This window comes from Rhodospirillales bacterium, assembly GCA_014323865.1.
GTDB lineage: Bacteria > Pseudomonadota > Alphaproteobacteria > SP197 > SP197 > SP197.
Genome location: JACONG010000006.1, coordinates 117,054 through 130,014, shown reverse-complemented (window position 1 = coordinate 130,014; position 12,961 = coordinate 117,054). Strand labels below are relative to the sequence as shown.

Below are 12,961 nucleotides of genomic sequence, written 5' to 3'. Positions count from 1 at the left end.
CCGTGACGGGAAAGCGATAGGATCTTGATCGACGTCATCAACAGCATTATCAATAGCATTTGGCCGTTCCTGGTCGTGATAACCGTGATCGTGTTTTTTCACGAGTTCGGCCACTATTGGGTTGCGCGACGCAACGGCGTCATCGTCGAGGTGTTCTCGATCGGCTTCGGTCGAGAGATCTTTGGCTGGACCGATCGCGCCGGTACGCGCTGGAAAATCTCGCTCCTGCCGCTGGGCGGCTACGTCAAGATGTTCGGCCAGAGCGATGTCGGTCCTGATGCGGACAGTGCCAAATCCCAGTGGACCGAAGAGCAGCGCGCCGGCGCCTTTCCCGAGAAACGTGTCTGGCAGCGGTTCCTGATTGTGCTGGCCGGGCCCATCGCAAACTTCATTCTCGCCATCGTGCTGTTCGCCGGCGTTTTCATGTTCATCGGGCAAAGCCAGACGCTGCCCGAAGCCTCGGTTGTCATGGTGGACAGCGCGGCAGAGCGCGGCGGCATCATGCCCGACGATATGATTGTTGCGATCGACGGTAAACCGGTCTCCCGCTTCGACGAATTGCAGTTCGCGGTCATCACCAGCCCCGGTGTCCCGATGATCTTCACGATTGATCGCGGCGGCAAGCTGATCGAGCTCGAGATTACGCCCGACACGGTCATGACCGACGATGGTTTCGGCAACGAACGTGAAACCGGCCGTCTCGGCATCCAGGCCGACAACGTTTTCCACGAAAACGTGCCGGTCGGCGAGGCGCTGCTTGGCGGTGTCGCCGAGACCTACAAGTGGTGTGTCAGGATCTTCGATTTCCTGGGCAAGATCTTTGCCGGTACCCAGAGCAGCGGTGATCTCGCTGGCCCGCTCGGGATCGCGGGCATGTCACAGGACGTCTCCGAGCACGGCATCGCCAATCTGGTGATGTTCATGGCGATCCTCTCGGTCAATCTGGGCCTGATCAACCTGTTCCCCGTGCCGATGCTTGACGGTGGTCACTTGGTTTTCTACACGATCGAAGCCCTGCGCGGCCGCCCCCTGAGCGAGCGCGCGCAGGAGTACGGGTTCTTTGTCGGTATGGGTCTGGTCGCGGCTTTGTTCCTGTTGGTCACGTTCAACGATCTCGCACGTTTCGGCGTGGTCGATTTCCTGACCGATCTGGTATCCTAACCGCCGTGTCGCGACGTCTGATCCTCATGCCCATGATCCGCGCTGCAGCAGGCCTGTGCATGTTGCTTGTAACGCTACTCGCGGGTACCAGCGGAACGGCGCAGTCGCTGATCGACCAGATCGTCGTGGTCGGCAACCAGCGTATCGAGCCCGAGACCATCGCGAGCTACATGACGGTGCGCGTCGGCGACACGTTCGACGTCAACGAAATCGACGAATCGCTCAAGAGCCTGTTTGCTACGGGTTTGTTCGCCGACGTCGTGATCCGGCCTGAGGGAACCGCGCTGGTCGTGCAGGTCGTCGAGAACCCGATCATCAACCGCATAGCGTTTGAAGGAAACCGCTCGCTCGACGCCGAAGAGCTTGAGGTAGAAGTTCAGCTGCGACCGCGCAGGGTCTACACGCGCACGAAGGTGCAGAACGATGTGGCGCGCATTCTGGAGCTTTACCGGCGTGATGGCCGCTTCAACGCGACGGTCGAGCCGAAGGTGATCATCCAGGAGCAGAACCGTATCGATCTTGTCTTCGAGATCGAAGAGGGGGATGCGACGGTCGTGCGCGAGATCAACTTCATCGGCAACGAGGAGTTTTCTGACGGTACCCTGCGCGAGCGGATCGTCAGCCGCGAGACTGCCTGGTATCGGTTCCTCTCGGCCGACGACACCTATGACCCGGATCGTCTGGCGTTCGATCAGGAACTCCTGCGTCGCTTCTATCTCTCAGAGGGTTTCGCCGACTTTCGGGTCCTCTCGGTCGTGGCCGACCTGACGTCCGACCGCCGGGAGTTCTTCATCACTTTCACGATTGAGGAGGGGCCCCGCTACGAGTTTGGCGACATTGTCGTCACCAGCGAGTTACGCAATGCGGAACCGGAACTCGTCACCGGCCTTGTGAGCATGGACCCGGGCGACTGGTATGACGCCAGAGAGGTCGAGGAAGTTACCGAAGAGATGGTGCTCGCCCTCGGCGACATGGGCTTTTCCTTCGTCGATGTGCAGCCGCGTGCCGAACGTGATCGCGAAAACCTGACGATTGATCTGGAGTACCGGATCGGCAAGTCCGATCCGCTCTACGTCGAACGGATCGACATCTTCGGCAATCTCAGGACCGCCGACGAGGTCATCCGTCGCGAGTTCAAGATGTCCGAGGGCGACGCCTTCAGCATCGCCAGGCTCCAGCGCAGCGAGCAGCGCGTCCGCGAGCTCAACTTCTTCAGCAATGTGCGGGTCGATACGATTCCAGGTTCACAGCCCGACACCACTGTGATTGCGGTTGAGGTCGAGGAGAAATCAACCGGTGAACTCTCGTTGGGTGCCGGTTTCTCGACCTTCGACAACATTCTGTTCAACATCTCGGTCCGCGAGCGAAACCTCCTCGGCAACGGGCAGAGGCTGACGCTCGACCTCTCGCTCTCCGGTCGTCGCCAAACCATCGACTTCCGATTCACAGAGCCCTATTTTCTTGATCGCGAGCTTGAAGCCGGCATCGACCTGTTCCTTCGCAGGCTTGATCTTCAGGACGAATCGTCATTCTCGCAAGAGAACTTGGGTGGTGTTCTCAGGATGTCCTACCCGGTGACGGAGTACCTCGAGCAGACTGTCTTCTACTCGCTTCAGTCGATCACCATTGAGGATGTGCAGGACGACGCGTCGATCTTCGTGCTCGAGGAGGAAGGCACGTCGACGACCTCAGCGCTGGGTTATCAGCTCAACTACGACCGCCGTGACGATGCCTTCAATCCAACCGACGGATACCTGCTCCAGCAGGGCATCGATGTCGCCGGATTCGGCGGCACGGAGAAGTACATCCGCAACAGATTGGGCGCGTCCTTCTTCCATCCCTTTGCCATCGACTGGACCAGCAACATCCGCGGTGAGACCGGCATCATCCAGGGCATTGCGGGTGAGGACATCAGCATCGCCGACCGCTTCTTCATCGGTGGCTCGAGTCTACGAGGCTTCGAGCCCGCCGGTATTGGCCCGCGCGACCTGTCGACCGGTGACGCCCTGGGCGGCAACATCTTCTGGACCGCGACGGCCGAATTGACGTTCCCGCTCGGGCTTCCGCGCGAGCTCGGCCTGCTCGGTCGAGTGTTCACGGACTGGGGCAGCCTGTGGGAGATCGACAACAGCGGGCCGACGGTTGCTGACGAGGACTCGGCGCGCGGTTCGATCGGCGTCGGCCTGTCTTACAACTCGCCGCTCGGACCCATTCAGCTCGACTTCGCCCTGGCGATCGTCGAGGAGGACTTCGACCGCACCGAAGTTTTCCGCTTCAACTTCGGGACAGCGTTCTGATGGCCAGGCCGCGATGGCGTGCGCGGCACTTGGTGTCACTTCTGGTCGCGTTGCTGTTTCCGCTGCACGCGGTCGCGCAGGACGACACCATCATCGCCGTAGTCGACATTCAGCGCCTGCTCCAGGAGTCGCTCGCGGGCCAGTCGATCGAACGCCAGATTGATCAGATCAGAGCCAGCTTCGCCGAGGAAATCGCACAGAAGGAAGCCGCGCTCCGCGAGCGTGAACGGACCCTGATCGAGCAGGCAACCATCTTGGCACCCGAGGTCCTGGCAGAGGAAAGCCGGAAGTTCGAAGAGAGCGTGATCGCGCTTCAGCGGGAGGTGCGCGAGCGCCAGCAGGGGATCGAGCGGGCCTATGCCGAAGGCTTCGCGGCGGTGCGCGAAAATGTTCTGATCATCCTGAAGTCGATCGTCGAGCAGCGCGGCATCGACGTCGTCCTGGCGCGCTCCGGCTACATCGTTGCCAACCTCGAGCTCGACATCACCGATGACGTTCTGGCCGAACTGAACCAGGTATTGCCCTCGGTCACCCTGAGCGGCGGAGAGTAAATCATGGCCGATCCTCGTTTTTTCGCGCGTTCGGGATCCTTCAAGCTGTCTGCGGTGCTGGAGGTTACAGGCGCGCGCGCGCCCGACGGTACTGACGCTGGCCGCATGTTCAGTGACATCGCGCCGCTCGAAGCGGCCACGGCCGACGACATCAGTTTTCTCGATAACAAGAAGTACACGGTGACGTTTACCGAGAGTGATGCGGGCGCCTGTTTCGTCGACCAGCATCTCGCGGCGCGCGCGCCTGACGGGATGATCACCTTGATCACCGACCGGCCCTATCTCGCCTTCGCTCTTGCAGCGCAGATGTTTTACCCGCTTGCTGCGCTTGAACAGGGCATTGCGGAAACGGCTTTGGTTGATCCGAGCGCAACGTTGGGTGAGGGCGCACGCATTGAGGCGGGCGCGGTCGTCGGCCCGGGCGTGGAGCTCGGTGCGCGCTGTCATGTCTCCTACGGTGCGGTGATCTGCGACAACGTGCGTGTTGGCAACGACTGCCATATCGGCCCGGGTGCCACGCTGATGTGTTGCCTGATCGGCGACCGCGTCTGGATCGACGCAGGCGCCCGGATCGGCACGCAGGGTTTTGGCTTTGCCATCGGACCGGGCGGAGCGGTCCGGATTCCTCACACGGGCAGAGTCCTGATCGGCAACGATGTGGAAATCGGCGCGAACTCGACCGTCGATCGTGGAACGGCCGGAGACACGGTTATCAACGATGGTGCGATGATTGATAATCAGGTCCAGATCGCCCATAACGCACAGGTTGGTCGCGGCGCGGTCCTTGCGGGCCAAGTCGGACTGGCAGGCAGCGCGCATGTCGGCGATTTCGCGATGATTGGCGGCAAATCCGGTGTAGCCAACCACGTGAAGGTTGGTGCGGGGGCGAAGATCGGGGCTCTTTCGGGAGCAGCAACCGATCTGGAACCAGGGGGCACCTATCTGGGTCAGCCGGCCATTGCCATCAGGGAGTTTTGGCGTCAACAGGCTGCCATCCGTCGGTTGATGAAGCAGGGCAAGGGGGCATGAACGACGAAGCTGGAACCACAGTCCCAGGAGAGACTGGTTGTTCCGTCGATGTGATCGGGATCGAACGCGTGATGCAGATGATCCCTCATCGTTATCCGTTTCTGATGATCGATCGTGTGATCGATGTCGTGCCGGACGAAAGTGCGATCGGCATAAAGAACGTGTCGATCAACGAACCGCACTTTCAGGGCCACTTTCCGCGCCACCCGGTGATGCCGGGTGTACTGATCATTGAGGCCATGGCGCAATCGGCTGCTGTTCTGGTGGTCGAAACCCTGGGTGCCGAGTTCGAGGGCAAGCTGGTCTACTTCATGGGCGTCGACAAGGCGCGCTTCAGAAAGCCGGTTACGCCGGGCGACGTGCTGAACGTGCATGTCACCAAGGAGCAGAAACGCGGTTTGGTCTGGAAGTTCCGGGCCTTGGCCAAGGTCGACGGTCAGGTCGTAGCCGACGCCAACTATTCCGCGATGATTCTGGATAACTGACCCCCCGTTCATGCCCGACATTCACGCCACCGCCGTCGTCGATCCCGCCGCGGACATCGCCGACGATGTGACCATCGGTCCATACTGCACGATTGGTGCCGGCGTCCGGCTCGGGGCCTTCGTCCGTCTGGTGTCGCATGTCGTGATCGACGGCGAGACGTCGCTTGGCGAGGGCTGTCAGGTCTTTCCCTTCGCGTCGCTGGGCCTGAGGCCACAGGATCTCAAGTATCAGGGTGAGCCTTCGAGACTTGAGATCGGCGCGAACAACACGATCCGCGAGTACGTCACCATGAACCCGGGCACTAAGGGCGGCGGCCTGTTGACCCGTGTCGGGGACAACGGACTTTTCATGGTCGGGGCCCACGTGGCGCACGACTGCATGCTCGGCGATCACATCATCATGGCGAACAACGCCACACTAGCGGGCCATGTGGTGGTCGAGGACTTCGCCATCATCGGCGGGCTGTCGGCGGTCCATCAGTTTGTCCGCATCGGCCGTCACGCCATGGTGGGCGGCATGTCGGGTGTGGAGCAGGATGTCATTCCCTTCGGTTCGGTTAGCGGCGACCGCGCCCATCTCATGGGGCTCAACCTCGTAGGCCTGAAGCGCAACGGCTTCGGTCGTGACGACATTCACACCATGCGCAATGCCTATCGCCTGCTGTTCGCCGATGAAGGCACGCTCGGCGAACGGATGGACGATGTCGACGAGGTCTTCGGTGCATGTCCTCCGGTCGAGGCAATCCTCGCGTTCATGCGTATCGAAAGCACACGCGGCCTGTGCCAGCCCAAAGATGGACATGCCGCCTAAACTCGGCATCGTGGCGGGCGGCGGCATGCTGCCCGGCTATCTCGCCCGAACCGCCTTGTCCCAAGGGCGCGAGGTCTTTGTTCTGGCGCTTGAGCGACACGCCGATCCCGCTGTCGTCGAACCGTTCCCCCATGTCTGGCTACGCCTTGGCGCAGCCGGCAAGGCGCTCGAAGCGTTTCGTGACGCTGGCGTCGAAGAGGTTGTCCTCGCTGGGTCGGTGAGGCGGCCTTCCCTTGCCGAGATCAGGCCGGACGCCCGTGCCGCACGATTCCTGATGCGCGGTGTGCTCGGCCGCGGCGATGACAGCGTTCTCGGAGCCATTGTCGAGGCGCTTGAGAAGGAGGAGGGGCTCCGGGTCGTGGGTGTCGACGGCATCGCCGGCGGTTTTCTGGCCGCCGAAGGTCTCGTCTCGGCACGCGCGCCGACTGAGGAGGAGCAAGCCGACATCCAACGTGGCATTGATGTCCTGCGCACGACCGGCGCAGCCGATGTCGGCCAGTCGGTCGTCATCCAGCAGGGGCTCGTTCTGGGGATCGAGGCGATCGAGGGCACCGATGGCCTGATCCGGCGAACACAGGCGTTGCAGCGTGAGGGACCGCAGCCGGTGCTCGTGAAGATGGCCAAGCCGGGTCAGGAGCGCCGTGTCGATCTTCCGACCATTGGCCCTGACACCATTGCCGCATGTCGTGAGTCCGGTCTTGCGGGTCTTGCCGTCGAAGCCGGGAACTGTCTCGTCGTCGAGCGCAAGGCGGTGGTGCAGATGGTCGACGATGGCGGTCTCTTTCTGATTGGTCTCGCCGTTCCGGAGGCGTGAGCAGTGCCGAGTCCGACAATCTTTCTGGTCGCCGGTGAGCCGTCGGGCGATGCCCTCGGTGCCGCACTCATCCGGTCGCTTCGGGCCCAACGGGATGATCTGGTCATCTGCGGTGTCGGCGGCCCCGAGATGGAGGCCGAAGGGCTCGAGTCCCTGTTTCCAATGTCGGATCTCGCTGTCATGGGCCTTGTCGAGGTCCTGCCGCGGGCCCGTGCGATCCTGCGTCGCCTGCGGGAAACCGCCGAAGCGGTGGCGCGAGTCGACCCCGCCGTGGTGGTCACGATCGATACGCAAGGCTTCTCGTGGCGCCTGGCGAAGCGCCTGCAGCCGTCACCACGCCCCTTGGTCTACTATGTTGCACCAACAGTATGGGCCTGGAAGCCAAGGCGCGCACATAAAGTGTCCCGCCTGATCGACCGCGTGCTGCTGCTATTCCCGTTCGAGAAACCCTACTGGGATGCCGTGGACCAGGATGCCGTATTTGTCGGCCATCCGGTTGCCGATGCACCGGTCGAACGCGAGCGTGCAAGGGAGCTGCACACGGTCCTGAGAGGGGGGCGGGACGGTCCGCTCCTCGCTCTTCTTCCGGGCAGCCGCACAGGGGAGATACGCCGTCATCTCGGTCTCTTCGGTGAGGTCGCAGAGCGAATCGCAAAAGAGCGGCCCGGTCTGTCTCTCGTCATCCCAACCGTCGCCAACGTGGCCGACTTAGTCCGCGCGGAAACCGCATCCTGGACGGTACCGCTCCGCGTTATGGAGGTCGAAGCGGCCGAACGGCGATCGGCCATGGCGGCCTGTGATGCCGCGCTTGCCGTTTCGGGAACCGTCGCACTCGACCTTGCAGCTGCCGGTACGCCGCACGTCATCGCCTACCGGGCCAATCCCATCACCTTTCAGATCGTCCGGCGCATGGTCTCCATCGCACAGATCTCGTTGGTGAACCTGATCGCCGGCCGGCCGGTGACACCGGAGTTGATCCAGCATCAGTGTACGCCTGAAGCCTTGTTCGGGGCTCTTGATCCGCTGATCGACGATGGCGAGCCCGCCCGGGCTCAGCGCGAGGCCATGTCCGCGGTAATCTCTGCCTTGCGACCTCAAGGTGAGACCTCATCGACCACGGCGGCGCGCGCCATTCTGGAGATGATAACGACGCGATAATGATCGGGCACATTTATCCAGTGACACATCAAATGCTATTTTGCTGATGCAAGGCCGATTCATAGCATGCGCCGAACTTCTGGATTGCGACCATGACAGCTGTCCGCTTGAACGCTGAAACCAAGGCAATTATCACCAAGCTCTCGGCCCACGCGAGGAAGAACCTGCCCAACGCGCTCACAATGCCCAAGGAGGTCTACACCTCTCAAGCGTTCCATGAGCTCGAGACAGACCGTGTCTTCGGTCGTGAGTGGCTCTGCGCTGGTCGCGCCGAGTCCATTCCCAGGCCGGGCGACTACCTGACCTATCGGATCGGCGCACAGCCGATCATCGTGATGCGCCAGAAGGACGGTTCGCTCAAGGCGATGTCGAACGTCTGCCGTCACCGCATGATGAAGCTGCTGAACGGGCAGGGAAGCTGCCGCCGTATCGTCTGCCCCTATCACGCTTGGACCTATGACATCGACGGCCAGTTGGTCGCCGCCAAACACATGGAGAGGACCAACCGGTTCGATGCCGGCAAGGTTCAGTTGCCCGAAGTGCGCTGCGAGATCTGGCACGGCTGGATCTATGTCACGCTGAACCCGCGCATCGCGCCGCCCGCGCGCAAGCTCAGTAAGCTCAATGCGATCATCGCCGACTACGGTGCGGGCGACTATGTCGAGGTCGATCACCAGAACCACGTTTGGAATACCAACTGGAAGCTGCTCTGCGAAAACTTCATGGAGGGCTACCATCTGCCTGTGACCCACAGGCGCACTGTCGGTGCCTATTTTCCGGTCGAGGACACGCAGTTCGGCGCTGGCAAGGCCGACGATAGCTTCACCTTCCAGTGGTTCACCAAGACCGAGGAAGCGCCGGTCGGCACCGCCCACCGCAAGAACACCCGGCTTGAGGGCGACATGCGGCGCACCTCCCTGCTGGGCACGGTCTATCCCTGCCACATGTTCGTCCTGGCACCCGACCACCTCTGGTATCTCAGCCTGCAGCCAATTAACCCCGGTGCCATCGACATTCGCTACGGCCTCGCGTTTGCGCCCGAGATTATGGCCGAGAAGGGCAAGCTCAAAGCGCGAATCAGGGAAGCCAAGACCTTCCTCGATCAGACCAACGACGAGGACCGGGGCGTGGTCGAAGGGCTATTCGAGGGCGTACAGGCACCACTTGCCGAGCCGGGACCGTTGAGCTGGCTCGAAAAGGAAAACCTCGATTTCACCCGCTACGTGCTCAAGCGGGTGACGACTTAGAAACGGCCCGACTCCTTACCAGGAGCCGGTGTTCTCCATGGATGCCCAAGGTTCCTGCGGCGGTAGGGACTTGCCCTTCTGCAGGAGTTCGACGGAAATCCCGTCGGGCGAGCGGACGAAGGCCATGTGGCCGTCGCGCGGCGGACGATTGATGGTCACGCCGCCATCCATAAGCTTCTGGCAGAGCGCGTAGATGTCGTCGACCTCGTAGGCGAGGTGGCCGAAGTTGCGCCCGTCGTTGTAATCTTGGGGATCCCAGTTATAGGTCAGCTCGATCTGCGACTCCGGGTTCTCGTTGGCGCCGAGGAAGATCAGCGTGAATCGACCGGCTTCGCTGTCGTAGCGCTTTTGTTCGGTTAGCCCGAGTTTGTTGCAGTAGAAGTCGAGCGAGGCATCGACATCCTTCACGCGGACCATGGTGTGGAGGTACTTCATTGCTCTGTCTCTTTTTTCTTGTTCCGCGATCAGTCGCGCTGGTCGATCGGCACGTAGTCGCGTGCCCGTTCGCCGGTATAGACTTGGCGCGGACGTCCGATCTTCTGCGACGGATCGGTGTGCATTTCGCTCCATTGAGCGATCCAGCCGATCGTGCGTGCCACGGCGAACACGGCCGTGAACAGGCGGCGCGGAATTCCCATCGCCCGCAGGATGATGCCGGAATAGAAGTCGACGTTGGGATAGAGGTTACGTTCGACGAAGTAGGGGTCGTCGAGCGCGATCTTCTCCAGCTCCATCGCGATCTTCAGGTGCTGCTCGTTGTGTGCGCCGAGCTCGTCGAGCACTTGGTGGCAGGTCTTGCGCATGATCTTCGCGCGGGGATCGTAGTTCTTGTAGACCCGATGACCGAAGCCCATCAAGCGGAACGGATCGTCCTTGTCCTTCGCACGCTCCAGGAACTCCGGGATGTGGTCGTAGGAGTCGATCTCTTCGAGCATCTTGAGCACAGCCTCGTTGGCGCCACCGTGAGCGGGGCCCCAGAGGCAGGCGACGCCCGCCGAGATGCATGCAAAGGGATTGGCACCCGACGAGCCGGCGAGCCGGACCGTCGAGGTCGACGCGTTCTGCTCGTGATCGGCGTGTAGGATGAGGATCAGGTCCATCGCGCGCGCAAGAACGGGGTTCACCTGGTAAGGCTCGCACGGAACCGCAAACATCATATGAAGGAAGTTCTCTGCGTAATCAAGATCGTTGCGTGGATAGACGAACGGCTGCCCGATCGACCACTTGTAGGCCATGGCCGCGATCGTCGGCATCTTCGCAATCAGGCGATAGGACGCGATGGCCCGCTGCTCGGGGTCTTCGACATCCGAACTGTCCGAATAGAACGCCGAAAGCGCGCCAACGACACCGACCATGAGAGCCATCGGATGTGCATCGCGCCGGAAGCCGCGGAACAGGAAGTTGATCTGCTCGTGCAGCATCGTATGATAGGTGACGTCCTTTTCGAACTTGGTCTTCTGGTCGACCGTCGGAAGCTCTCCGTAGAGCAGTAGGTGACAGACCTCAAGGAAGTCCGAATGCTCGGCGAGCTGTTCGATCGGAATGCCGCGATAACCCAGCTCGCCTTGGTCGCCGTCGATGTAGGTGATCTTGGATTCGCAGCTTGCCGTAGCGGTATAGCCGGGGTCGTAGGTGAACATCCCGGTCTGGCCGTAAAGCGTACGCACGTCGATAACGTCGGAGCCGACGCTGCCGGTGAGCACCGGCAGTTCGGCGAGGTCTTCACCGTTATCGCTATCGACCAGTTTGACCGTCTTGACTTTGTTGGGTCCGTCCGGCGCGGGAACGGCGCGTACAAGCGTCATGTGGCGCTTCCTCCGTAGGTTTGTTGTTGTGGCGGATCGGCCTGCTGCGTGCGACAGGTCACGGTGGCCACCTTATTTTCTGCAATCTAGCCGAAATGGCTGAAATCGCGCAAATCAAGCGACCTGATACGCTTGTGAATTCTCCATGTCAGGAGAATACCGCGATCGCCTCATCCAGCCGTGCGAGGCTCTCATCCCGGCCGAACAGGGCGACAACGTCAAAAATCGGCGGTGAAATCGTTCCGCCGGTCACCGCGGCCCGGATCGGCTGTGCCACCTTGCCGAGGTGGAGTTCGCGGGCGTCGGCGAACGCGCGGACCAGCACTTCCAGGGCCTCCGCATCCCACGCAGTCGAGGCGGCGAGCTCCTCTTTCAGTTCAGCGAGCAGCGCGATAGCGTCTGGCTTCAACACCTTCTGGGCCTTGGCGTCGAACGCGAGCGGCCGAGTCTTGAAGAAAAACTCTGCGTTTTCGGCAAGTTCCACCAATGTTTTCGCACGTTCTTTCATCAATGGCATCGCTCGTTCCAGCAGAGCGATCTGACCGTCCGACAGCGCGTACCCGAGGTTCGGCGCCAGGTGCTGGGCTGCGAGTACTGCCAAGCGCCGGTCGTCTGCCTGCTTGAGATAGTGCAGGTTGAGCGCCGTGAGCTTGTCCATATCGAATCGCGCTGGCGATTTGCCGATCCCGTCGAAATCGAACCAGGCAACAGCCTGCTCGAGCGAGATGATCTCGTCGTCACCGTGCGCCCAGCCGAGACGCAGCAGGTAGTTTTGCATGGCTTCGGGGAGAAAGCCGAGGTCGCGATAGGCCTCGGCACCCACCGCGGCGCGACGCTTGGAGAGTTTGGTGCCGTCTGGCCCGTGAATCAGCGGGATATGGGCAAATGTGGGCACGACCCATCCGAGCGCTTCGAACAGCTGCATCTGGCGTGTCGTATTGGTCAGGTGGTCGTAGCCGCGGATGACATGGGTGACGCCCATGTCGTGATCGTCCACGACTACCGCCAGCATGTAGGTCGGCGTTTCGTCCGAACGCAGCAGGATCATGTCGTCAAGCTGGGCATTGGCGATCGTAATGTCGCCCAGCACCGCATCGCGAATGACCGTATCTCCCTCCTGGGGGGCCTTGAGCCGGATGACGGGTGCCACACCGACGGGCGCCTCCGAGGGATCGCGATCGCGCCAGGTGCCGTCATAACGTACGGGACGCCCCTCGGTGCGGGCCTCTTCGCGCATGGCCGTCAGTTCGTCGGGCGTGCAGTAGCAGTGGTAAGCCTTGCCGGCCTCAAGCAGGCTGCGGGCCATCTCGGCGTGACGCCCGGCGCGATTGGACTGGTATATCGGCTCGTCGTCCCAGTCCAGCCCCAGCCAGCGCATGCTGTCGAAGATCGCGTCGGTCGCTTCTTTGGTGGAGCGCTTGCGATCGGTATCCTCAATCCTCAGCAGGAACTTGCCACTGGTGTGACGGGCGTAAAGCCAGTTGAATAGCGCCGTGCGCGCACCGCCGATGTGCAGGAAACCGGTAGGCGAGGGGGCGAAACGGGTCACGACGGTCATTGCGTTGTCCGGACGGGCTGACGATGGCGGCTCTTTAGCAAATTG

Annotated in this window: 12 protein-coding genes; 9 read left to right on the top strand and 3 right to left on the bottom strand. The window is 61.6% G+C overall.

From position 1 onward, the window contains the following. Positions 1-27: 27 nt before the first annotated feature. The 9 genes from GDA49_03235 to GDA49_03195 all read left to right on the top strand — a co-directional run bounded on the left by GDA49_03235 (position 28) and on the right by GDA49_03195 (position 9,553). Positions 28-1,161, top strand: a complete 1,134-nt coding sequence (locus GDA49_03235; protein MBC6439428.1) for a site-2 protease family protein — start codon at positions 28-30, stop codon at positions 1,159-1,161. Positions 1,162-1,193: 32 nt separating this feature from the next. Next, positions 1,194-3,458, top strand: coding sequence for an outer membrane protein assembly factor BamA (bamA, locus tag GDA49_03230; protein ID MBC6439427.1), 2,265 nt, complete (start codon positions 1,194-1,196; stop codon positions 3,456-3,458). After that, on the top strand, positions 3,458-4,009 hold the full coding sequence (locus GDA49_03225) for an OmpH family outer membrane protein (GenBank protein MBC6439426.1): 552 nt from the start codon (positions 3,458-3,460) through the stop codon (positions 4,007-4,009). Before bamA ends, GDA49_03225 begins: the two co-directional genes overlap by 1 nt. Positions 4,010-4,012: 3 nt before the next feature. Beyond that, complete coding sequence (gene lpxD / locus GDA49_03220; GenBank protein ID MBC6439425.1) at positions 4,013-5,038, top strand: UDP-3-O-(3-hydroxymyristoyl)glucosamine N-acyltransferase; 1,026 nt, start codon at positions 4,013-4,015, stop codon at positions 5,036-5,038. After that, positions 5,035-5,523 carry a 3-hydroxyacyl-ACP dehydratase FabZ gene (gene fabZ / locus GDA49_03215; GenBank protein MBC6439424.1) on the top strand — a complete coding sequence of 163 codons (489 nt, stop codon included), beginning with the start codon at positions 5,035-5,037 and terminating at the stop codon, positions 5,521-5,523. The genes lpxD and fabZ overlap by 4 nt, the downstream gene beginning before the upstream one ends. Before the next feature lie 10 nt (positions 5,524-5,533). Continuing rightward, complete coding sequence (gene lpxA, locus GDA49_03210; protein MBC6439423.1) at positions 5,534-6,334, top strand: acyl-ACP--UDP-N-acetylglucosamine O-acyltransferase; 801 nt, start codon at positions 5,534-5,536, stop codon at positions 6,332-6,334. After that, a complete protein-coding gene (gene lpxI, locus GDA49_03205) occupies positions 6,324-7,148 on the top strand; it encodes a UDP-2,3-diacylglucosamine diphosphatase LpxI (protein ID MBC6439422.1) in 825 nt (274 codons plus the stop codon). Before lpxA ends, lpxI begins: the two co-directional genes overlap by 11 nt. Positions 7,149-7,151: 3 nt before the next feature. Continuing rightward, positions 7,152-8,306: a lipid-A-disaccharide synthase gene (lpxB, locus tag GDA49_03200; protein MBC6439421.1), complete on the top strand. Its 1,155-nt coding sequence runs from the start codon at positions 7,152-7,154 to the stop codon at positions 8,304-8,306. Between the two features lie 92 nt (positions 8,307-8,398). Continuing rightward, positions 8,399-9,553, top strand: a complete 1,155-nt coding sequence (locus tag GDA49_03195) for a Rieske 2Fe-2S domain-containing protein (GenBank protein ID MBC6439420.1) — start codon at positions 8,399-8,401, stop codon at positions 9,551-9,553. A 15-nt stretch (positions 9,554-9,568) separates the two neighbouring features. Here GDA49_03195 and GDA49_03190 read toward each other — a convergent pair whose 3' ends face one another. The 3 genes from GDA49_03190 to GDA49_03180 all read right to left on the bottom strand — a co-directional run bounded on the left by GDA49_03190 (position 9,569) and on the right by GDA49_03180 (position 12,916). Then, positions 9,569-9,988: a VOC family protein gene (locus GDA49_03190; protein ID MBC6439419.1), complete on the bottom strand. Its 420-nt coding sequence runs from the start codon at positions 9,986-9,988 to the stop codon at positions 9,569-9,571. A 29-nt stretch (positions 9,989-10,017) separates the two neighbouring features. Then, the gene (locus tag GDA49_03185; GenBank protein ID MBC6439418.1) at positions 10,018-11,358 is read right to left on the bottom strand and encodes a citrate synthase; all 1,341 of its coding nucleotides are present in this window, start codon (positions 11,356-11,358) and stop codon (positions 10,018-10,020) included. Between the two features lie 148 nt (positions 11,359-11,506). Continuing rightward, the gene (locus GDA49_03180) at positions 11,507-12,916 is read right to left on the bottom strand and encodes a glutamate--tRNA ligase (protein MBC6439417.1); all 1,410 of its coding nucleotides are present in this window, start codon (positions 12,914-12,916) and stop codon (positions 11,507-11,509) included. Positions 12,917-12,961: the final 45 nt, after the last annotated feature.